This window comes from Arthrobacter sp. TMN-50 (assembly GCF_054511125.1).
The window spans coordinates 299,702-319,587 of record NZ_JBTNDG010000001.1 but is presented as its reverse complement, the minus strand read 5'-3'; the positions used below and the strand labels follow the sequence as shown (position 1 = coordinate 319,587).

Here is a 19,886-nt window from a genome sequence, read left to right as displayed (position 1 = left end):
TTAGACCACGGAGAAGGCGATCACATTCGCCGCAGTCAGGACGACCGCGCAGCCGATGGCGATCCAGTGGAAACGCGTGGCGACCGCAGTGGTTTCGGTGGCATCAACATCCAGCAGGTTGCGCTCGACCAGCGCCGCCCAGTGGGTCCGCACCAGAAACGCTGCGGCTCCGGAGTCAGTGTTTTTCAAATCTCCTGGTCTGACGGACTGGGCGGGACCGTAACTGGATTCGGGGAGGCCCTGGACGTGCTCAGGCTTTCCGCGGTGGGTACCCCACACCCCGGGTGCGGGTGCCGCCCAGGCCGTGTGGCTGCCGCGGACAGTAACCAGCGTGAGCGCAAACTTAGTGTCGACGTGAATCAACGCGGCCCACGGCACCGAAACGGACCGCAGCGGGTTGTTGAGGGTGACTCCGTCGTCGTCGATCACTACCGAGGGGTACCAGAACAACAGCCAGCCAAAAAAGGCCAAGGCAAGCAGCGGCCAGGCGGAGACCAGACCGTCGACACCGTCGCCGACAACCGACAGTACGATGCCAATCGCGGCCAGCACCCAGGTCAGGCCCGCAAACCACTTGCCAAACCGGGGTCTAAACACGATCCGGTTGGCTGCATTGGTAGGGCTACTCATACCCACATAGTTTCAGGATCCCGGGCCAGTTCACTAATCACCAAAATGTGGCAAGCCACGGGCGGAAGGAAAGCAGAATCATGACCGACGGCGTCATCGAAAATTCGGATTCAGGGCAGACACCACGGGGCGACGTTCCCGTGCTTCAGGTCGCAGGCTTGAGCGTCGACTATGGCGTCGACAAGGTCTGGGTGCCAGCTGCCATTGACCTCAACTACGAGGTCAGGGCTGGTGAGGTACTTGCCATCGTCGGTGAATCCGGCTCGGGCAAAAGCGCCAGTTCCATGTCGCTGCTGGGGTTGCTGCCGGAAAACAGTCGTACTACCGGCAGCGTCAAGCTCAACGGCAGGGAAATCCTCGGCCTGACCGGAAGCAAGCTGCGCCAGATCCGTGGCCGGGACGTAGCGGTCATTTTCCAGGAGCCCATGACAGCAATGAACCCGGTCTACACGATTGGGTTCCAGATTGTCGAAACGCTCCGCCTGCACAACGAAATCTCGCCGGAGGAAGCCAAAGAGCGGGCGTTGAAGCTGCTAGACATGGTCGAGCTCCCTGACCCAGACAAGGCCTTCAAATCCTATCCTCACCAACTTTCCGGCGGACAGCGACAGCGCGCAATGATCGCCCAGTCGCTCTCCTGTGACCCGAAGCTGCTGATCGCTGACGAACCTACGACGGCGCTTGACGTCACAGTGCAGGCCGAAATCCTTGACTTGATGCGAAACCTGCGCAGCAAACTCAATAGCGCGATCGTGCTGATCACCCACGATATGGGGGTGGTCGCCGACCTCGCCGACCACATTGTGGTAATGAGTAAGGGCAGGATCGTTGAGGCGGGCACGGCAGCCCAGATTTTCCACAACCCCCAGCACGAGTACACCCGCAAACTGCTCGCAGCAGTGCCACACCTGGGTCAGGGCGGAGACGACGCCGAAGAGGTTGACATCACCGCCGCCCTGGCCGCCGCAACGCAAACCGAGCTCCGGGCGGTCGACCACGACGAGCTGATGCGCCGCGAGCGCACCAACCAGGCGAGGCTAGAGGAGGCCGAACGTGCTGCTGACAGCAGCCGGGGTGCGGCGGTCCTGCAGCTAAAGGATGTGGCTATCGAGTACCCCAAGCAGGGTCGGGTGCCGGCATTTCGTGCAGTCGAAGGCGCGAATCTGGCGATCTACCCGGGGGAGGTGCTGGGACTGGTTGGCGAATCCGGTTCGGGTAAGACGACGATCGGCCGTGCCGCTGTCGGTCTGCTGCCGGTTGCCGAAGGGTCCTTGACTGTCACGGGCAAGGAAATCTCCAATGCCAGCCGCAAGGAGCTCTTTGACCTGCGGCGCAACGTGGGAATGGTCTTCCAGGACCCATCTTCCTCCCTGAACCCCCGCTTGCCTCTGGGTGAGAGCATCGGTGAACCGATGTTCCTCGCGAAGGTAGCCAAGGGGGCCGATCTGCAGAAGCGGATCGAGACACTGCTGGATCAGGTTGAACTACCGCGTGCCTACCGCAACCGGTATCCACACGAGCTCTCGGGTGGCCAGAAACAGCGCGTCGGCATTGCCCGTGCTCTGTCCCTGAAGCCTAAACTCCTGGTGGCCGATGAACCGACCTCAGCCCTCGACGTATCGGTGCAGGCCACAGTGCTGGAGCTGCTCAAAAACCTGCAGCTGGAACTCGGGTTCGCGTGCCTGTTCGTGACGCACGACCTCGCCGTGGTCGACCTTATGTCGGACCGGATCTGTGTCATGCGGCGCGGCAAGATTGTAGAGCAGGGTACCCGGGATCAGATCCTTCGACGACCGCAGGATCCGTACACCCAGCGGCTGCTTGCAGCAGTGCCCCTGCCCAACCCGGAGAAGCAGCGGGAACGTCGCGAGTTGCGAGCGAAACTGCTCGCGTCAGCCGAGTAATACAGCCCTCCGACCAACTGACGACGGCGGCCCACCTCTCGCTGGGGGAGGGCCGTCGTCGTCAGTTGGTTAAGTCGGTTCTTGTGCATTGGCGGGCTGACTTCTGTAGGCTGGGGTAAGTACTACTGCCAATTTGACAATGTGTCAATAGCTATTCCGAAGTTTATCGAAATCTTTGAGGAGTTACCCGAATGTCCCTCAGGTCCGGAAATCCGGCAACCGACAGTCCACCCGGCGATCCAAAAAGCCCCGCAACGGAAGGGGCATCGATCGCGCCTTCCAAGCTCGCGAAGAATGTGTTCATTCCCGCCGCTGCGCTCATCGTGGTGTTCGTGGGCTTCGCACTCATCCTTCCCTCCACCGCTGCCGAAGTCTTCGGGGCCATCCAGACCAATGTCATCAGCAGTTTCGGCTGGTACTACGTCGCTATCGTGGCGATGTTCGTGGTCTTTTCCCTCTGGGTGGGGTTGAGCCGCTTCGGTGACATTCGGCTCGGCAAGGACGAAGACCGGCCAGAGTTTTCCTTGATGTCCTGGTTCGCTCTGCTATTTGCGGCCGGTATGGGGATCGGCCTGGTCTTCTGGGGCGTCGCCGAACCATTGAACCATTTCGCCTCGCCGCCGCCGGGTGCCGAAGGAACCGGCATTGAGCTGGCCCAGCAGGCCTTGACCCAGACCTTCCTCCACTGGGGCCTTCACGCGTGGAGCATCTACGTCGTGGTAGGTCTCTCCATCGCGTATGCGGTGCACCGCCGTGGCCGCCCCATCTCCATTCGCTGGACACTTGAACCGCTCCTGGGTGACAAGGTTAAGGGCAAGTGGGGCGACGCTATCGACGTCGTCGCACTGGTCGGCACCCTGTTCGGCGTTGCCACCTCACTGGGACTCGGCGTGCTTCAGATGTCGGCTGGCCTCGATACTGCGAACATCGTCGAGGCAACCAAGTTCACCCAGATCGGATTGATCCTGTGCATCACGGCGCTGACACTCGTGTCGGTCATCTCCGGTGTGGGCAAGGGCATGAAATGGCTCTCCAACACCAACCTGGTGCTTGCCGGCGTGCTGCTGCTCTTCATCCTGTTCACGGGCCCCACCTTGTTCCTGCTCCGTGAGTTCGTTCAGTCAATCGGTAACTATCTGCAGAACGTCGTTGGCTTGACCTTTGACACCCTGGCCTTCGCCGGGGCCGACGGCGAAGCCTGGCAATCAGCCTGGACCACCTTCTACTGGGGCTGGTGGATTTCCTGGGCCCCGTTCGTAGGCATCTTCATTGCCCGGATTTCCAAGGGCCGCACGGTCCGCGAATTCGTTGCAGGCGTGTTGCTGGTTCCTACCCTGCTCACTTTCCTCTGGTTCTCAGTCTTGGGCGGGTCCGCCCTCTACCGCGAGCTCTTCGGAAACGGTGGCCTGGTTGGCGAAGACGGAGCGGTGGACACCAACAATGCGCTCTTCGGGCTTCTCACGGAACTGCCCGGTGGGCCGATCCTGCTGATCGGCGCAATTATCCTGATCGCGATCTTCTTCATTACCTCGGCGGACTCCGGCGCGCTGGTCATGAGCATGATCTCCACCGGTGGGCATCCCGATCCCAAGCACTGGGTTCGAGCCTTCTGGGCTGTGGCCGCCGCCGCTGTGGCGATTGCCCTGCTCCTGGTCGGTGATGACGGGCTGGCATCGATCCAGACCGCCGCCATCCTGACCGCTTTGCCGTTCAGCGTGGTGATGATCCTCATGTGCGTGGCCACGGCCAAGGCCTTCCATGAGGAGCACCAGCAGGTCCTGCGCGGTCAGCGGCGCCAGGCGCGCATTGCTGTTGCAGACCAGGTGAACGAGCACATGTCCGATCGGGTTGACCAGCAGATCCAGGATCAGCTGGCGGACTACCATCTGGAAGAGGCCTCCGGGCCAACGGGCACCAGTTCACCACGACGCTGGAAGCTCTCTCGCTCGAAAAAGTCCTAGCGCACTAGAAAAATAGCCTGCCCCTCTGGTTACAACGGCGGTTCACTCCCAGGGAGTGAACCGCCGTTGTGCGTCCCCCGCAAACACGCCGAAGACCTGCGATCTTGATCTGGAATAGGTCCCGCGTTAGGCCATTTTTTCCGGAGAGCTTAGACTGATAAAAGCAGGCGCCGTCCTCATAACGCTAGATTCCCCTCAAGATTACTGAATTGAGTCATTACGCATGTCTGAAACCACAGGCAACACAGCTGTTCGCAGCGACCTCCGCAACGTTGCCATCGTGGCCCACGTTGACCACGGAAAGACCACCCTGGTTGATGCCATGCTCCGGCAGACCAATTCCTTCGCCGCCCACGGCGACGTGGCAGACCGGGTCATGGACTCGGGCGACCTTGAGCGCGAAAAGGGCATCACCATCCTCGCCAAGAACACCACTGTGTTCTACGACGGACCCTCAGCCAAGGGTGAAACCATCACCATCAACGTGATCGATACCCCGGGCCACGCCGACTTCGGTGGCGAAGTGGAACGCGGTCTCTCCATGGTCGACGGCGTCGTCCTGCTGGTGGATGCCTCTGAAGGCCCACTGCCCCAGACCCGCTTCGTGCTCCGCAAGGCCCTGGCCGCGAAGCTTCCCGTGGTGCTGCTGGTCAACAAGACTGACCGCCCCGACTCGCGGATCGACGAAGTGGTCAGCGAATCAATGGACCTCCTCCTGGGCCTCGCCTCGGACCTCGCCGACGAGGTGCCCGACCTGGACCTCGACTCGGTTTTGAACGTGCCAGTGGTTTACGCTGCAGCCCGCGAAGGTGCCGCCTCACTCGAGCAGCCCGCCGACGGCACAGTTCCCTCGAACGACAACCTGGAGCCACTGTTCCAGACCATCATCGAGCACATCCCCGCTCCCCGGTACAATCCGGACGGCGTGCTCCAGGCTCACGTGACCAACCTTGACGCGTCGCCGTTCCTGGGCCGTCTCGCCCTGCTGCGAATCTTCAATGGCACCCTGCGCAAGGGGCAGACCGTGGCCTGGGCCCGCCAGAACGGCGAGATGAAGTCAGTCAAGATCACCGAACTGCTGGCCACCCGTGCCCTTGACCGAGTTCCGACCGACTCCGCCGGACCGGGCGAGATCGTCGCCGTCGCCGGCATCGAGGACATCACCATCGGTGAAACCCTGACCGACATCGACAACCCTCAGCCACTGCCATTGATCACCGTCGATGATCCTGCCATCTCGGTCACCATCGGTATCAACACCTCGCCCCTCGCAGGCCGGGTCAAGGGTGCCAAGGTCACCGCACGCCAGGTGAAGGATCGTTTGGACCGTGAACTGATCGGTAACGTGTCGCTGAAGGTCCTGGCCACTGAGCGTCCCGACGCCTGGGAAGTACAGGGCCGTGGCGAGCTGGCACTGGCAATCCTCGTCGAGCAGATGCGTCGTGAAGGTTTCGAACTGACGGTCGGCAAGCCACAGGTTGTCACCCGCATGGTCGATGGCAAGGTGCACGAGCCGATGGAGCACATGACCATCGACGTGCCCGAGGAATACCTGGGTGCTGTCACCCAGATCCTCGCGACCCGCAAGGGCCGGATGACCAACATGTCCAACCACGGCACCGGTTGGGTCCGGATGGAATTCATCGTCCCCGCCCGTGGCCTGATCGGTTTCCGCACCAAGTTCCTCACGGACACCCGCGGCGCCGGCATCGCTGCTTCCTACTCCGAGGGCTACGAGCCCTGGGCCGGGGACATCGAGTACCGCACCAACGGTTCGATGATCGCGGACCGCGCCGGAGTCGTTACCCCGTTCGCCATGATCAACCTGCAGGAACGCGGCTCCTTCTTCGTGGAGCCAACCTCCGAGGTGTACCAGGGCATGATTGTTGGCGAGAACTCACGCGCCGACGACATGGACGTGAACATCACCAAGGAAAAGAAGCTCACCAACATGCGTGCAGCCTCCTCGGACACTTTCGAGAACCTGACCCCTCCCCGCAAGCTCACCCTTGAGGAGTCGCTGGAATTCGCCCGCGAAGACGAGTGCGTCGAGGTCACGCCTGAGTCGATCAGGATCCGCAAGCTGATCCTGGACGCCAACGAGCGGATGCGCGCGGCTCGTTCACGGGCACGCGTCTAGTCTCCGACAGCTATGCGGAACACTCCACCGGAACTGACTGACGACGACGCCCGGCGCCCTGCCGCCGTCGTCGGTCCGGGGGAGGCCGTGGTGGGGTCTCACTCCGATCGCGGCGCAACGCACGATTCCAGGGTGTCGTCTCTCTGGTGGGCGTTGGCGATGTCAGTGGTGCTGGGCCTGGTGGTCGCCATCCTGGGGACGGCGTTGCATAGCCAGGTGTGGGAGATGCCGGGGGTTACGCTTCCGATCGGTGCTGCAGCTGCAGTGCTGCTGGCCGGGAGTGCAGCGGTATTCGCCGCCCTATGGGCCCGCAACGTGTATCTGAGCCCCGTCGTGGGCGGTACTGCCTACCTGGTGGTGGGGTTGTTCGCCGCCAGCGAGGATCAGCCCCTCGTGCTGACCGATCTGGGGATGAGCCCGCCGCTGCCCACAGCTATTGCGGGAAGCATTTGGGTGTTTGGGTTGGCGATCGTGACAGTGCTCGCGTCGATGCTGTCCTGGTGGGTGCTGCGACCCCGGCGGGCCGTCCGCGCTAGCTAGACCGGCGCTAGTCTGCGCTGCGGTCCAGGTGGTGCGCCAGCATGATGGACGTCGCTGTGCCGTCAAGGTCCGAATCGCGGATCGCGTATTCTTCAAGGATTTCGCGGATCCGACGCATCATTTCGGAACGGTTTGTTTCGTTCAGGCGGACACCGAGTCGCCAGACATCAATTTCTGAGGGGCTCAGCCCGTCAATTTCCTGCAGGAACGTTTCCACCAGCACTGGGGCGGCATTCGGAATCCGGCTGCGCCAGGATAGGCCAGTAGCCCGGTAGGGGATTTCCTTGGCGCCACGGTTCCCGGTGCGGGGTTCTTCGGCAGCGAGGAACCCTGTCGCCAAAAGAGTCCTTACATGGTGCAGTGCGGTGGCCGGGTTGAGGTCAAGGAGCTCGGCGATTTCCTTGTTGGTTCTGCCCTTATGCAGGCACAACCGGAGGATCCGCAGCCGAACGGGAGAGCTCAGCGCCCGGCCGCGCGCCTGTACATCCTCATCTGTATCCATCCCTAAATGATACGTCAGACGGGGGTAGTGATTGACATCAATCAATCACTACCCTCAAACTGTGACGGTGACCACCGAGCTTGTATCCCCGCCGCCGTCCCTGCTGCGCGACCGGAACTTTCTTCGGTTCTGGGCGGGGCAGACCATCAGCCAATTCGGAACCCAGCTGGGTCATCTGGCCCTTCCGGTCATCGCCGTTCTTCTGCTGGGGGCGTCCGAATTCGAGGTCGGCGTCCTCAACGCCAGCGGAACCGCGGCATTCCTGATAGTCGGGTTACCGGCCGGTGCCTGGGTGGACCGGTGGCTCAAACGCCGGGTGATGATCGGGGCCGACCTGGTGCGGATGGTGGCGATGCTGGCCATACCCTTCCTCTGGTGGATGGATGTACTCACCATCTGGCACCTGTGCGTGGTGGCTGGGGTCGTGGGCATCGCAACGGTCTTCTTCGACGTGGCCTACCAGAGCTACGTTCCCGTGCTGGTGAACAGCGACCAAGTGCCCAGCGCAAACTCGAAACTGGAATCCACTGCCCAGATCTCCCGCCTGGGCGGGCCGGCGGTGGGTGGTGGGTTGCTGCAGATGTTCAGCGCGCCGCTGCTGGTGATTGGCCAGTCGGCAGGCTACCTGCTGTCAGCGGTATTCCTCGCCCGGACCCGGGACCAGGAGCAGCAGACGCCCGTGGTGGACCGCCGCCCTCTCGCCGTCGAAATCAGGGAAGGTCTGACCTTCGTCTGGCGACACCAACTGATCCGGCGGGTCGCAGCCTGCACAGCTGGCGTCAACTTCTTCGCGTCGCTCGTTTTCACCCTGTTGCCGCTACTGATCCTGCGGGACCTTGACCTGGGGGCTGCAGCGCTGGGCCTGATTCTGTCGGTTGCCGCCGTGGGCGGTTTCTTCGGTGCCTTCGCCACCCCCTGGATTGCCGCGCGGATCGGCGAAGGTACCATCATTCCCTTGGCATCATTGACTGGCAGCGCGTTCCTGGTGCTGGTTCCGCTGGCTGCGCTCGCGCCGTCGAAGCCAACCGCCCTGGCTTTGCTGATTGCCGGTGAAGCGGGAATGACCTTCTGCGCCCTGGCGTACAACATCATGCAGGTCAGCATGCGCCAGCGGGTCTGCCCGCCGCGGCTGCTCGGCCGGATGAACGCGTCGATTCGGTTCGTGGTGTGGGGCGTCATGCCCATTGCCGGGCTCCTCGCCGGGGTCCTTGGTGAGCAGCTCGGCGTCGTTCCCACCATGTGGATCGGGGTCGGCGGAACCATTGTGGCGTCGATTCCGGTGCTGGGCGGAGGGTTCCTCGGAATGAAGAAGCTCCCCGACGAGGTTTCCCAGTAGCCCCGCGTCGCAAGATCCCAGTGACCACGCGGAGCCAGCGGGATTGTCTAGACATTCCCAGTGGCTGGACGCGCCTGGTGGGATAGTCGAAGGTGGCGAGTGGAATTGTCCACATCCTCACGGCTAAACGGATGTCGGATACTCGTGCTCGGGCACCATGTCACCTATGGATCTTTTTAGCCTACTGACTTCCCGCGGTGGGGTTGCCCGGCGCAAGGACCTTGTGTCCAACGGTGTGAGTTCTCACCAGCTGAGCGCGGCAATCGCAGCTGGCCGGCTGGCAAAGCCAAGCCGGGGTGTCTACTGCCTCCCTGACGCAAACCAGGCCCTCTTGACCGCACTGTGCGCCGGCGCCGACCTGGCCTGCGTTAGCGAAGCGATGCACCGCGGGTTGTGGATTCTCCGCCCACCATCCCTGATTCATGTCAGTGTCGATCACGGAAACGCGCTGCACGGAACGTTCAAGGTCCACCGCTCGGCAAAACCGTTGACGGCTCTGGACATCTGTGTGCAGTGCATGCGCTGTCTTCCCGAGTTGGATGCTCTCTGCATCGTCGAATCCGCCGTAGTTCTGGGCGCAGTGAGTATCCCTGCACTTCGGCAACGGGCAGCAGGCCGGAGGGACGTTCCTCTCCGAAAAGTCATCGACCAAATTGACCCGTTTTCCCAATCAATTCTGGAAACGGTCGCCAAGTACCACCTTCGGCGTGCCGGGTACAGCTTCCAATCGCAGGTCTACATCAAGGGGGTCGGACGGATCGACCTGGTTGTAGAGAAAGTGCTGGGGGTCGAGGCCGATGGCCGTCGGTACCATAGCGGGACAGCAGATTTCGAAGAGGATCGGCGTCGCGGAAACATTCTGATGATAGGCCGGGTTCCGATACTCCATGCCTCCTACTCATTGCTCGTCGATCACCCGGAAGAGTTCCTGCGGTTGGTCGGGCTGGCACTCGCCGCACACGCTCCCACTGATCAGTCCCGTCCGCTGGGACTGTCTAGACCTTCCCAGTGACTGGGCAGTTCCAGCGGGAAATTGCGGCTGGCGGATAGGGGGCTAGAACCGCCGGGGCCGCCGCGCGGGCGGGGGAGGGACGGGTTTGGCAGCCGTCACCAGGTCCAGGCGTACGACGACGTCGCCGTGCCGGCGGGTCCGCACCGTGCAGGTCTCCTGGTCGACCTGCACCAGCTCGCCGAGGGCATCGGTGAGCCCACCATCGACGCGATATCTCACCACCACGCGAGTGCCCACGGGGAGGGCAATCAACTGCTGTGCGGGGGAGTCCATTCGACCAGCGTAGTGGCAGGGCTAGGAGTGGCGGGGGTCATAGGTCACCGCAACCGCCCGATGCGCTTGCACCGGACGGTTGGGTTAAGCTGGAAACGGAACGAAAGCCCCAACTGGAAAGGCGTGGGAAGTGACCTACGTAATCGCACAGCCGTGCGTGGATTTAAAGGACAAGGCCTGCATCGAGGAATGCCCGGTAGATTGCATCTACGAAGGCGAACGGTCCCTCTACATCCATCCGGATGAATGCGTCGACTGCGGCGCGTGCGAACCTGTCTGCCCGGTGGAGGCCATCTACTACGAGGATGACACCCCGGACCAGTGGGCCGAATACTACAAAGCCAACGTCGAGTTCTTCGACGACATTGGATCGCCTGGCGGCGCCGCAAAGCTCGGCAATATCGGTAAGGACCACCCCATCATCGCCGCGCTTCCGCCCCAGAACCAGGACGCATGACCGCTTACGACGGCGACCGCCAGTTCGGTATCGCGCTGCCGGACTATCCGTGGGACGCCATGGCACCTTACGTGGCACAGGCGAACCGACACCCCGGCGGCGCCGTCAACCTGTCCATCGGCACGCCCGTGGACCCCACACCGGCCGTCATTCAGCAGGCGTTGACCGCCGCGGCCGACGCCCCGGGCTACCCCACCACCCACGGCACCGATGAGCTCAGGGCGGCGGTCAGCGACTGGTTTTCCCGCCGCCGCGGGGTCTCGGGCCTGGATCCGAAGGACGTCCTGCCCACGGTCGGGTCCAAGGAACTCGTCGCCTGGCTTCCCACCCTCCTCGGGCTGGGGGAGGGTGACGTCGTCGTTCGCCCCACCGTCGCCTACCCCACCTATGACATAGGTGCGGTGCTGGCAGGGGCCACAGCCGTGGCAGCTGACGACCTGTCCGCCCTTGACGAGGACACCCGATCGCGAGTGCGCCTGGTCTGGGTGAATTCGCCAGCGAATCCGACCGGTCGGGTGCTATCGGTGGCCGACCTGGGAGCAATCGTGGCGGACGCCCGGACGCTCGGCGCCGTTGTCGCCTCGGATGAATGCTATGCCGAACTAGGCTGGGGCGACTGGGACAGCGCGCGCGGCGGTGAAGCGGTGCCCAGCGTATTGGATCCACGCGTGAATGGTGGCAGTCACACTAACCTGCTGGCCGTCTATTCGCTGAGTAAACAATCCAACATGGCCGGCTACCGGGCCGCTTTCACCGCCGGCGACAGCGACCTGATCGCCAACATGGTGAACTCCCGCAAACACGCCGGAATGATCGTGCCCTTCCCCGTTCAGGCGGCCATGCGCGCCGCGTTAAACGACGACGGGCACGTGCAGGTCCAGAAGGACCTCTACCGGCGGCGCCGGGATCGGCTGATCCCCGCGCTGCAGGACTTCGGGTTGCGGATTGAAGACTCGGTAGCCGGCCTCTACCTGTGGGCCACTGCCGACGAAGACACCTGGACCACTGTTGAACGGTTCGCCACGCTCGGAATCATTGTCGGGCCGGGCACTTTTTACGGCGACGCCGGCCGCGGCTTCATCCGGGTGGCGTTGACGGGGACGGATGAACGTATCGATGTGGCAGTTGAACGGCTCTCCGCAGGCCGATAAGTGGATGGCCCGCGTCCGCCGGTGGCCGATTAGCGCTCGGGGTACCCCTACCGGTAGCGTTTTAGCTGAAGGTGCGACGGCGTCGTCAGCCAATGCATGCCACCACTTCTGGAGGAGAGTTCAATGACCGAGCAGAACGGTGCATCGTTGCACTATGACGGAGGTAAACTCAGCCTTCCGATGGTCAACGCCGCTGAAGGCAACAAGGGTTACGACGTCTCGAAGCTGCTCAAGCAGACCGGCGCCGTCACCTTCGACCCGGGCTTCATGAACACTGCCGCCACTACGTCGGCCATCACGTACATTGACGGCGACCAGGGCATCCTGCGCTACCGTGGCTACCCAATCGACCAGTTGGCCCAGCACTCCAGTTTCCTCGAGGTCTCCTATCTGCTGATCTACGGGAACCTTCCTACCCCCACCGAACTGGCAGCCTTCGACGACCGGATCCGCCGCCACACCCTGCTGCACGAGGAGCTGAAAGGCTTCTTCGGCGGGTTTCCCCGCGACGCGCACCCCATGCCGGTCTTGTCCTCGGCAGTGTCGGCGCTGTCCACGTTCTACCAGGACTCACTTGACCCGTTCGACGACGAACAGGTGGAGCTCTCCACCTTCCGGCTGATGGCCAAGCTACCGGTCATCGCTGCCTACGCGCACAAGAAATCCATCGGGCAGCCCATGCTCTACCCGGACAACTCGATGAACCTGGTCGAGAACTTCCTCAGGCTTTCTTTCGGGCTGCCGGCCGAGCCATACGACCTGGACCCGATGATGGTCAAGGCACTCGACCTGCTGCTCATCCTGCACGCCGATCATGAGCAGAACTGCTCCACCTCCACAGTGCGCCTGGTCGGTAGTTCCCACGCCAACATGTTCGCTTCGGTTTCGGCGGGCATCAACGCCCTGTTCGGTCCGCTCCACGGCGGCGCCAACGAAGCGGTCCTGAACATGTTGCGGGACATTCAGGGCAAGGGTATGAAGCCCGAAGACTTCATGGAAAAGGTCAAAAACAAGGAAGATGGCGTGAAGCTGATGGGCTTCGGGCACCGCGTTTACAAGAACTACGACCCCCGCGCCACCATCGTCAAGGCCACCGCCCACGATATTCTCGGAAAGCTCGGCGGAAACGACGAACTGCTCGACATTGCGATGCGTCTCGAAGAAAAGGCCCTCGCCGATGACTACTTCATTGAGCGGAAACTGTACCCGAACGTGGATTTTTACACCGGCCTGATCTACAAGGCGATGGGCTTCCCGGAGAAGATGTTCACTGTGCTGTTCGCCATTGGGCGCCTGCCGGGCTGGATTGCCCAGTGGCGCGAGATGATGCAGGACCCGCAGACCAAGATCGGCCGCCCCCGCCAGCTCTACACAGGAGAAGCAGAGCGCAACTACCCAGCGCGTTAGCCTGCACCACCGTTGACGACTACGGCCGGTCACCTGCGCAGGTGACCGGCCGTCGTCGTCAGGCAACTTGCTAGTTCGCGTAGCCCTGAGGGTTGTGCTTCTGCCAGCGCCAGTGATCCTCGCACATCTGCTGCAGCGATCGGTGCGCCGACCAGCCGAGGTCAGCCAGCGCCGCCGACGGGTCGGCATAGCTCACCGCCGCGTCGCCGGGGCGGCGGTCGGCGAACTCGTAGGGGACATCATGCCCGGCCGCCGCCGAGAACGCGGCGAGCACTTCGAGCACCGATGACCCGTTGCCGGTGCCCAGATTCCAGCGGTGTACGCCGGCGTGGGTGGTGAGGTAATCCAGGGCGGCCAGGTGCCCGGCGGCCAGATCGACCACGTGAATGTAATCGCGGATGCCTGTGCCATCGGGGGTGGGGTAGTCGTTGCCGAAGACCATCACCTTCTCCCGGCGGCCCACCGCCACCTGGGCCACGAAGGGCAGCAGGTTGTTGGGAATCCCGGTCGGGTCCTCACCAATCCGCCCCGACTCATGGGCGCCAACCGGGTTGAAATACCTGAGCAAGGCAATGTTCCAGCGGCCGTCAGCGGCACCGAGATCGGTCAGGATGTCCTCAATCTGTTCTTTGGTGCGCCCGTAGGGGTTGACGGCGTCCAAGGGCATCTTCTCAATCAGCGGCACCTCTTCGGACGCCCCGTACACGGTTGCCGAGGAGCTGAAGACCAGGGTTCTCACCTGGGCCGCATCCATCACCCGGAGCAGGTTCAGCGTGCCGCCCACGTTGTTGTGGTAGTAATGCAACGGCTGGGCCACCGACTCGCCCACGGCCTTCAACCCCGCGAAATGAACGACCGCGTCGACCGCCTCGGCGTCGAACACCCCCGTCAGCGCTCGCTCGTCCAGGAGATCGACCTTGTGGAAGGTCAGATCCTGCCCGCTCAGCTCCCTCACGCGATGGAGCGCGGTCTCGGAGGAGTTCATCAGGTTGTCGACCACCACCACCTGGTGGCCAGCTTCGAGTAGGGCAAGCGTCGTATGGGAGCCGATGAAACCGCTGCCGCCAGTAACCAGAATTTTCATAGGACAAGCCTAGTTTGTTGGCTGCGGATTGGCGGTGTCCGCGGCTGGAGGGTCGCGGGAGATCGGTCTACCCTTGAGGAGTAAGCCGAACCCTTCCCGGGACGCCCGGGCCGGATTCGACGGAAAGGTTGATCGGATGACGCCCTCCGGTGGTTCTGGGTGGCAGATTGTGGTGGGCACCTCCCCGGTGATGCTGTTTTCGCTGTACTTGCGGGATTCCGCGGGGTTGGACTTTGGACTGGACGCCGCGGGGGTCCCGCTGGTGTCCCCGATGACCCCGCCGGTGCCGCGGGCCGATCCGGGCCAGCTGGTGCACGAGGCCGGGGGACTGACTGTACTGCGGATCGAATGGGAAACCTGGTGGCGCCAGTTGCTGGGCAATGACCCCCCACCGGCGGCGACGCCGCCGGACTTCCCGGAACTGGAGTCACTGCCAGCCCTGCAGCTCCTGGCCCACGCGCACTATGGCTCAGCGATGGATTGGTCCGGTGCCAGGGTCGCCGAATACACGGCGCTGGCCCGGCGTCGCGGCCGGTCAAGGCCACGGGATCCGTTTGAGCAGCTGATCCAGGAGCGCGAGCTTGAGTTGGGCAGGGACGCCCGGGCGTTCACGCTGCAGGTGGTCGAGCTTCCGCTCAGCGAACCGCGAGCCTGGTTCGTCGAGCCCGGCACGTTGCTCATGAGTCAGGAGCTTCCCGACGACGAGCAGACGTTCGCCAGCTACGTACGCCCGGTGGTGGAACTGCTCGCTTAGGCTGCCGGTGGTGCTGTGGGGTCCCCGGCGAGCCGGATGACCAGGGTGCCGGTGGCGGTCTCAGCGGCGTCCCAGCCGCGACCTGCTCTGGTCCACTGCAGCCCGCCGAATGCCACCGACTCGATATGGAGCACCTTCGCGTTGGCTACCGCCCACTGGGCGGTGGCCCAGCCACGGGTGCCGGTGGCCTCAAACGAGAGGCCCCCTTCGTCGGTCACGGCCGTTCCCAGCGGCCCGAACACCCGCTCGGCGGCTGCCTGGGCTGCGGCCGGGTCGCCGGTCTGATCAGCGCCGCGCAGGACGCAGTTCAGCGAGGCCGGGGAGTTGCCGGTCAGGGCCGAGGCGAATGCACGCCCCGCCGCTTCGTGGTCGGCGTAGGCATCAGGGAGCGCGCTGCGCTGCACCGCTTGCGCCGCCTCGGTGATGGGCAGCGACTCGTAGCCCGGCACCTTCACGAGCGCGTCGTAAAAGGCGCCGGCCGCGTACAGCGGGTCCTGTACCTGATCGTCGGTGCCCCAGCCCTGCGAGGGACGCTGCTGGAAGAGCCCACGGGAATCCGGACCGGCCTGGTCACCGTAGTCAAGGTTACGTAGGCCGGATTCCTGTACCGCTGTGGCCAGGGCGATCGACGCGGCGCGCGCGGGAAGGCCTCGCGCTACCGCCACCCCGGCGATCAGCGACGCATTTTCTGCCTGCTCAAGGCCAAGCTCGTGGGTGTCACCGCCGACGACGGCGGTACATCGCTCCCGGATCAGGACCTCAGAGGAATTCACCTGGTTGACGGCCAGATAAATGCCTCCAGTGAGCACGGTTACCAGAGTCACGAGAACGAGGGTCGTCTTCACCCGCCTATGCCTTCGTGCCTCGGCCTTCGTGTACGCCATAGCTCCCTAGTTCGCGTGCAAGACTGAGTTCAAGGCGATCCCGTGGCCGCTGCGGGGACGGGCCTCGACGACGCCGGTCGCCGAGTTGCGGAGGAAGAGCAGGTAGGACTCGCCGGACAGCTCAACGGCCTTGACCACTCGTGCGTCAGGGAGCGTGACCTTTGTACCAGCCGTGATGTACAGGCCCGCTTCAACGACGCAGTCATCGCCGAGGGAAATTCCAATGCCTGCCTGGGCACCGAGGAGGCACCGCTCGCCGATGGCGACGCGTTCCTTACCGCCGCCGGACAGGGTTCCCATGATTGAGGCGCCGCCTCCGATGTCTGAACCGTTGCCGACGACAACGCCGGCAGAGATCCGGCCCTCAACCATCGACTCTCCGAGGGTGCCGGCGTTGAAGTTGACGAAACCCTCATGCATCACCGTGGTGCCTGCGGCCAGATGGGCACCCAGCCGCACCCGGTCGGCGTCGGCAATCCGGACACCTGCCGGCACCACGTAGTCCACCATGCGCGGGAACTTGTCCACCGCATACACGACCACTGGGCCGCGGGCGCGGAGCCGCAGACGGGTGGTCTCGAAATCCTGGACCGGGCACGGGCCGAAGTTGGTCCACACCACATTGGCTAGGAGCCCGAAGACGCCGTCGAGATTCAAGGTATTCGGTGCGGCGAGGCGGTGGGACAGGAGGTGGAGGCGCAAGTAGGCGTCGGCGGCGTCGGCCGGGGGAGCATCGAGGTCCCCGTGCACTTCGATGACCTGCTGACTGGTGCCGCGCAGTTCGTCGGCTCCGGCTAAGGCATCGAGGGAAGCCCTCAGATCTTCCTGGGACGAGGCGCCGAGTTCGGGCCGGGGGAACCACACATCGAGGATCGTCCCGTTGGCGTCGATCGTGGCGAGACCAAGTCCGTGGGCCGAGCGGGGGCCAGAATGGGCTGGTGTGAGGGCTGTGGCTCGTTCAGTCATGGGCTCAAGTCTACCGAGCGATAGGCTGGATCCATGACCGCACCCCTTCCCCTCAGCCTTGACCTTTCCGCCGACGTTGCTCTCCTGACAGCATCACTACTCGACATAGAAAGTGTCTCCGGTAACGAGGAAACTCTCGCCGATGCCGTCGAAACCGCCTTGCAGGGCTGCCCCCACCTTGAGGTAGTGCGCGACGGCGATTCCATCGTCGCGCGGACCTCACTCGGCCGCGCCGAACGGGTCATTCTTGCTGGCCACCTGGATACGGTGCCCCTGCCCGGCGCCCCAGGCTCCCGGGGGACTGTGCCCAGCACGTGGGAGGGGGACGTACTCTACGGCCGAGGTGCCACCGATATGAAGGGCGGGGTGGCGGTTCAGTTGGCGCTTGCCGCTGCCCTCACCGGGCCTGCCCGGGATATTACCTACGTGTTCTACGATCATGAGGAAGTGGAAGCGTCGTTGAGCGGCCTGGGCCGGTTGGTCGTCAGGTTCCCGGACTGGCTGGCCGCGGACTTCGCGGTGCTGTTGGAACCCACCGACGGCACAGTGGAAGGTGGCTGCAACGGTACCGCTCGCTTCAACGTCACCACCACCGGCAGGGCAGCACACTCGGCGCGCGCCTGGATGGGGGAGAACGCCATCCACGCGGCAGCCGACATCCTGGCCCGGCTGCGCGACCACGAACCACTCACCGTGGACGTGGACGGGCTGGCCTACCGCGAGAGCCTCAACGCCGTGATGATCAACGGTGGGACGGCAGGCAACGTCATTCCGGACCGGACTGTTGTTGAGGTCAACTACCGGTTCGCGCCGGATAAGTCGCCCGACGACGCCGAGGCTTACGTCCGGGCGGTGCTGGAGGGCTACGACGTTGAGCGCACTGATGCTGCAGCGGGAGCCCGCCCCGGCCTGCACCATCCAGCAGCGGCCGACTTTGTCGCCGCGGTCGGCGCCCAGCCGAAACCGAAGTACGGCTGGACCGACGTCGCCCGCTTCAGTGAGCTGGGCATCCCGGCCGTGAACTTCGGGCCCGGCGACCCACTGCTGGCGCATTCCGACGACGAGCACGTCAACGCCGACGAAATCAGGGAGTGCCTGCGGGCCCTGACGACCTGGCTCAGCTAGCCCTTACTCAGCGCACCCACCCCGGTACCCACCGACACCGCTGGCACGCACCCGGTACCCGCCGCACTGAGGGCGGCGACCGGCGTCGTGATCGGATCGTTGAGCACCCCGAGTCCAGATTACCCACCAAACCGGCGGGAGCCGGTCACCAACGCCGCCCTCCTGTTGTACCCCGTCCCTGCCAGGCCGCATCGGCACCAGCGGCGGCGACGGGCTGCGCTACTTGACCGGGGTAGCTGCGCTCAGCTCCGGGTCCCCGGCCGGCTTGAGCTTGCGGCCGGTCCTGAAGCTCAGCAGGGTGGAGAGCTTGTTGGCAGCCAAGGACAGGGCGAAGTTGATCAGGATGAAGATCAACGCCGCGATCAGCAGGGACTGCAGCAGGTTTCCTTCACCGACACCGAGGCGGCGCGAGAACTGGAGCAGCTCCGCGTAGCCGATGATGTAGCCGAGGGCCGAGTCCTTGAGGATCACCACAAACTGGCTGACCATTGCCGGCAGCATCGCGACCAGAGCCTGCGGGATTTCGATACTCCGCAGCGACTGGCCGGGCGTCATGCCGATCGCCATGCCCGCTTCGCGCTGGCCCCTGGGAAGACCATGCACACCGGACCGGACCAGTTCGGCGATCACTGACCCGTTGTACAGGGTGAGTGCTGTCACAACTGCGACGAAGATCGGGTCCTCAATGAAGTCGACCTGCGCCAGCGCGAGCCAGAGGAAGATCATCATCAGCAGGACGGGGACCGCGCGCAGGAATTCGACCACGAGACCGGCAAACCAACGCACCGGTGCGATGTGGGACAGGCGGCCGACACCGAACAGCAGGCCGAAAAGGATGGACGTGACCACGGCCACCGCCGCCGCCTTCAGGGTGCTGAGCAGTCCCGGCAGGATGAAGAACTCCCAGGTCCGCAACTCAAGGAACGGCGTCCACTTGGCGGGCTCGAACTGTCCTTGGCCGGCGAGGGCTGCCACCACCCAGCCGAGCAAGCCGATCACCAGCAAAACGCCGGCGATGTTGCCGATCAGGATGCGCCGTTTGCCCTTGGGTCCTGGCGCATCGAAAAGGACCTGTTGCGCGCTCATCGTGCCACCGCCAGTTTCCTAGACAACCACGTAGTCAATAGACCGATGGGTACCACTATGATCACGAAGCCCAGGGCGAAGACAAAGAAGATGGGGATCACCAGGTCGCCGCGGAACTCGATCATTTCCTTCATCAGGTTCGACGACTCAATCACCGATCCCGCAAACGCCACCGTCGAGTTCTTCGTCAAGGCGATCAGTACGTTACCCAGCGGCGCAACTGCCCCGCGGAGGGCCTGGGGGAGGATGATCAGGCGGGCCGCTGGCAGAAAGCTGAGCCCAATGGCGCGGGCGGCTTCTGCCTGCCCGAGCGGAACCGTATTCACACCACTGCGGATCGCTTCGCAGACGAACGCCGCGTGGTAAATGCTCAGCCCAAGGATGGCCAGGCGGAGGAAGTTCAGTTCAAAATCTTCGGCGAGGACAACGTTCAGCTGACCCCACAGCCCGAGGATGCCAAACGCAATGATCACCGTGAGCGGTGTATTCCGGAAGATATTCACATACGCGGCACCGAACCACTGCAGGCTCGCGATCGGTGAGATGCGCATCAGCGCAAGGATGGTACCCAAAATGAACGACCAGATAGCAGCCCAAAACGTCAGCTGGATATTGACCCAGAACGCTCCAACGACGTCGTACGTCTCGAAGAGCGATAGGAAATTATCCATGGT

General features: G+C 63.5%; 19 protein-coding genes. 11 read left to right on the top strand and 8 right to left on the bottom strand.

From position 1 onward, the window contains the following. Positions 1-630, bottom strand: a complete 630-nt coding sequence (locus ACX80A_RS01500; RefSeq protein WP_459257927.1) for a PH domain-containing protein — start codon at positions 628-630, stop codon at positions 1-3. An 80-nt stretch (positions 631-710) separates the two neighbouring features. Here ACX80A_RS01500 and ACX80A_RS01495 point away from each other — a divergent pair, with 80 nt between their 5' ends. From ACX80A_RS01495 to ACX80A_RS01480, 4 genes are all read left to right on the top strand, one after another. Continuing rightward, on the top strand, positions 711-2,534 hold the full coding sequence (locus tag ACX80A_RS01495) for an ABC transporter ATP-binding protein (RefSeq protein WP_459257926.1): 1,824 nt from the start codon (positions 711-713) through the stop codon (positions 2,532-2,534). A gap of 191 nt (positions 2,535-2,725) precedes the next feature. After that, positions 2,726-4,495: a BCCT family transporter gene (locus ACX80A_RS01490; RefSeq protein WP_459257925.1), complete on the top strand. Its 1,770-nt coding sequence runs from the start codon at positions 2,726-2,728 to the stop codon at positions 4,493-4,495. Between the two features lie 223 nt (positions 4,496-4,718). Then, complete coding sequence (gene typA, locus ACX80A_RS01485; protein ID WP_459257924.1) at positions 4,719-6,635, top strand: translational GTPase TypA; 1,917 nt, start codon at positions 4,719-4,721, stop codon at positions 6,633-6,635. A 12-nt stretch (positions 6,636-6,647) separates the two neighbouring features. After that, positions 6,648-7,175, top strand: a complete 528-nt coding sequence (locus ACX80A_RS01480; protein WP_459257923.1) for a hypothetical protein — start codon at positions 6,648-6,650, stop codon at positions 7,173-7,175. Positions 7,176-7,182: 7 nt separating this feature from the next. Here ACX80A_RS01480 and ACX80A_RS01475 read toward each other — a convergent pair whose 3' ends face one another. Further along, complete coding sequence (locus ACX80A_RS01475) at positions 7,183-7,677, bottom strand: ArsR/SmtB family transcription factor (protein WP_459257922.1); 495 nt, start codon at positions 7,675-7,677, stop codon at positions 7,183-7,185. 67 nt (positions 7,678-7,744) lie between these two features. Between ACX80A_RS01475 and ACX80A_RS01470 the strand changes: the two genes are divergently transcribed. After that, positions 7,745-9,013 carry an MFS transporter gene (locus tag ACX80A_RS01470; RefSeq protein ID WP_459257921.1) on the top strand — a complete coding sequence of 423 codons (1,269 nt, stop codon included), beginning with the start codon at positions 7,745-7,747 and terminating at the stop codon, positions 9,011-9,013. A 166-nt stretch (positions 9,014-9,179) separates the two neighbouring features. Next, positions 9,180-10,025: an AbiEi antitoxin N-terminal domain-containing protein gene (locus ACX80A_RS01465; RefSeq protein ID WP_459257920.1), complete on the top strand. Its 846-nt coding sequence runs from the start codon at positions 9,180-9,182 to the stop codon at positions 10,023-10,025. Positions 10,026-10,067: 42 nt separating this feature from the next. Here the strand turns inward: ACX80A_RS01465 and ACX80A_RS01460 are convergent, their stop codons facing one another. Beyond that, the gene (locus ACX80A_RS01460) at positions 10,068-10,298 is read right to left on the bottom strand and encodes a putative acetyltransferase (RefSeq protein ID WP_459257919.1); all 231 of its coding nucleotides are present in this window, start codon (positions 10,296-10,298) and stop codon (positions 10,068-10,070) included. A gap of 130 nt (positions 10,299-10,428) precedes the next feature. Between ACX80A_RS01460 and fdxA the strand changes: the two genes are divergently transcribed. The 3 genes from fdxA (at position 10,429) to ACX80A_RS01445 (ending at position 13,313) form a co-directional block, all read left to right on the top strand. Further along, the gene (gene fdxA, locus ACX80A_RS01455; protein ID WP_459257918.1) at positions 10,429-10,755 is read left to right on the top strand and encodes a ferredoxin; all 327 of its coding nucleotides are present in this window, start codon (positions 10,429-10,431) and stop codon (positions 10,753-10,755) included. Then, entirely contained in the window at positions 10,752-11,906 is a 1,155-nt protein-coding gene (gene dapC / locus ACX80A_RS01450) for a succinyldiaminopimelate transaminase (protein WP_459257917.1), read from the top strand. The genes fdxA and dapC overlap by 4 nt, the downstream gene beginning before the upstream one ends. A gap of 123 nt (positions 11,907-12,029) precedes the next feature. Further along, positions 12,030-13,313: a citrate synthase gene (locus ACX80A_RS01445; protein ID WP_459257916.1), complete on the top strand. Its 1,284-nt coding sequence runs from the start codon at positions 12,030-12,032 to the stop codon at positions 13,311-13,313. Between the two features lie 70 nt (positions 13,314-13,383). Here ACX80A_RS01445 and galE read toward each other — a convergent pair whose 3' ends face one another. Further along, positions 13,384-14,397: a UDP-glucose 4-epimerase GalE gene (gene galE, locus ACX80A_RS01440; RefSeq protein WP_459257915.1), complete on the bottom strand. Its 1,014-nt coding sequence runs from the start codon at positions 14,395-14,397 to the stop codon at positions 13,384-13,386. A gap of 136 nt (positions 14,398-14,533) precedes the next feature. Between galE and ACX80A_RS01435 the strand changes: the two genes are divergently transcribed. Then, positions 14,534-15,151, top strand: a complete 618-nt coding sequence (locus tag ACX80A_RS01435; RefSeq protein ID WP_459257914.1) for a hypothetical protein — start codon at positions 14,534-14,536, stop codon at positions 15,149-15,151. Here ACX80A_RS01435 and ACX80A_RS01430 read toward each other — a convergent pair. Together ACX80A_RS01430 and dapD are read right to left on the bottom strand one after the other, a co-directional pair. Next, the gene (locus ACX80A_RS01430) at positions 15,148-16,035 is read right to left on the bottom strand and encodes a hypothetical protein (RefSeq protein WP_459257913.1); all 888 of its coding nucleotides are present in this window, start codon (positions 16,033-16,035) and stop codon (positions 15,148-15,150) included. The two genes, ACX80A_RS01435 and ACX80A_RS01430, sit on opposite strands and share 4 nt — an antisense overlap. 6 nt (positions 16,036-16,041) lie before the next feature. Next, complete coding sequence (dapD, locus tag ACX80A_RS01425; protein WP_459257912.1) at positions 16,042-17,001, bottom strand: 2,3,4,5-tetrahydropyridine-2,6-dicarboxylate N-succinyltransferase; 960 nt, start codon at positions 16,999-17,001, stop codon at positions 16,042-16,044. Between the two features lie 33 nt (positions 17,002-17,034). Here dapD and dapE point away from each other — a divergent pair, with 33 nt between their 5' ends. Further along, positions 17,035-18,126 (top strand): succinyl-diaminopimelate desuccinylase, encoded by a 1,092-nt coding sequence (dapE, locus tag ACX80A_RS01420; RefSeq protein WP_459257911.1) that lies wholly within the window; start codon positions 17,035-17,037, stop codon positions 18,124-18,126. Positions 18,127-18,345: 219 nt separating this feature from the next. On the opposite strand, the gene ACX80A_RS01415 is transcribed toward dapE, so the two are convergent. Both ACX80A_RS01415 and ACX80A_RS01410 read right to left on the bottom strand, forming a co-directional pair. Further along, on the bottom strand, positions 18,346-19,212 hold the full coding sequence (locus tag ACX80A_RS01415) for an amino acid ABC transporter permease (RefSeq protein ID WP_459257909.1): 867 nt from the start codon (positions 19,210-19,212) through the stop codon (positions 18,346-18,348). Continuing rightward, the gene (locus ACX80A_RS01410; protein ID WP_459257907.1) at positions 19,209-19,883 is read right to left on the bottom strand and encodes an amino acid ABC transporter permease; all 675 of its coding nucleotides are present in this window, start codon (positions 19,881-19,883) and stop codon (positions 19,209-19,211) included. The genes ACX80A_RS01415 and ACX80A_RS01410 overlap by 4 nt, the downstream gene beginning before the upstream one ends. Positions 19,884-19,886 lie beyond the last annotated feature (3 nt).

Coding starts and splice junctions, on each gene's coding strand:
- ACX80A_RS01500 (WP_459257927.1), bottom strand. CDS start 630: ATGAGTAGCCCTACCAATGCAGCCAACCGGATCGTGTTTAGACCCCGG.
- ACX80A_RS01495 (WP_459257926.1), top strand. CDS start 711: ATGACCGACGGCGTCATCGAAAATTCGGATTCAGGGCAGACACCACGG.
- ACX80A_RS01490 (WP_459257925.1), top strand. CDS start 2,726: ATGTCCCTCAGGTCCGGAAATCCGGCAACCGACAGTCCACCCGGCGAT.
- typA (WP_459257924.1), top strand. CDS start 4,719: ATGTCTGAAACCACAGGCAACACAGCTGTTCGCAGCGACCTCCGCAAC.
- ACX80A_RS01480 (WP_459257923.1), top strand. CDS start 6,648: ATGCGGAACACTCCACCGGAACTGACTGACGACGACGCCCGGCGCCCT.
- ACX80A_RS01475 (WP_459257922.1), bottom strand. CDS start 7,677: ATGGATACAGATGAGGATGTACAGGCGCGCGGCCGGGCGCTGAGCTCT.
- ACX80A_RS01465 (WP_459257920.1), top strand. CDS start 9,180: ATGGATCTTTTTAGCCTACTGACTTCCCGCGGTGGGGTTGCCCGGCGC.
- ACX80A_RS01460 (WP_459257919.1), bottom strand. CDS start 10,298: ATGGACTCCCCCGCACAGCAGTTGATTGCCCTCCCCGTGGGCACTCGC.
- dapC (WP_459257917.1), top strand. CDS start 10,752: ATGACCGCTTACGACGGCGACCGCCAGTTCGGTATCGCGCTGCCGGAC.
- ACX80A_RS01445 (WP_459257916.1), top strand. CDS start 12,030: ATGACCGAGCAGAACGGTGCATCGTTGCACTATGACGGAGGTAAACTC.
- galE (WP_459257915.1), bottom strand. CDS start 14,397: ATGAAAATTCTGGTTACTGGCGGCAGCGGTTTCATCGGCTCCCATACG.
- ACX80A_RS01435 (WP_459257914.1), top strand. CDS start 14,534: ATGACGCCCTCCGGTGGTTCTGGGTGGCAGATTGTGGTGGGCACCTCC.
- ACX80A_RS01430 (WP_459257913.1), bottom strand. CDS start 16,035: ATGGCGTACACGAAGGCCGAGGCACGAAGGCATAGGCGGGTGAAGACG.
- dapD (WP_459257912.1), bottom strand. CDS start 17,001: ATGACTGAACGAGCCACAGCCCTCACACCAGCCCATTCTGGCCCCCGC.
- dapE (WP_459257911.1), top strand. CDS start 17,035: ATGACCGCACCCCTTCCCCTCAGCCTTGACCTTTCCGCCGACGTTGCT.
- ACX80A_RS01415 (WP_459257909.1), bottom strand. CDS start 19,212: ATGAGCGCGCAACAGGTCCTTTTCGATGCGCCAGGACCCAAGGGCAAA.
- ACX80A_RS01410 (WP_459257907.1), bottom strand. CDS start 19,883: ATGGATAATTTCCTATCGCTCTTCGAGACGTACGACGTCGTTGGAGCG.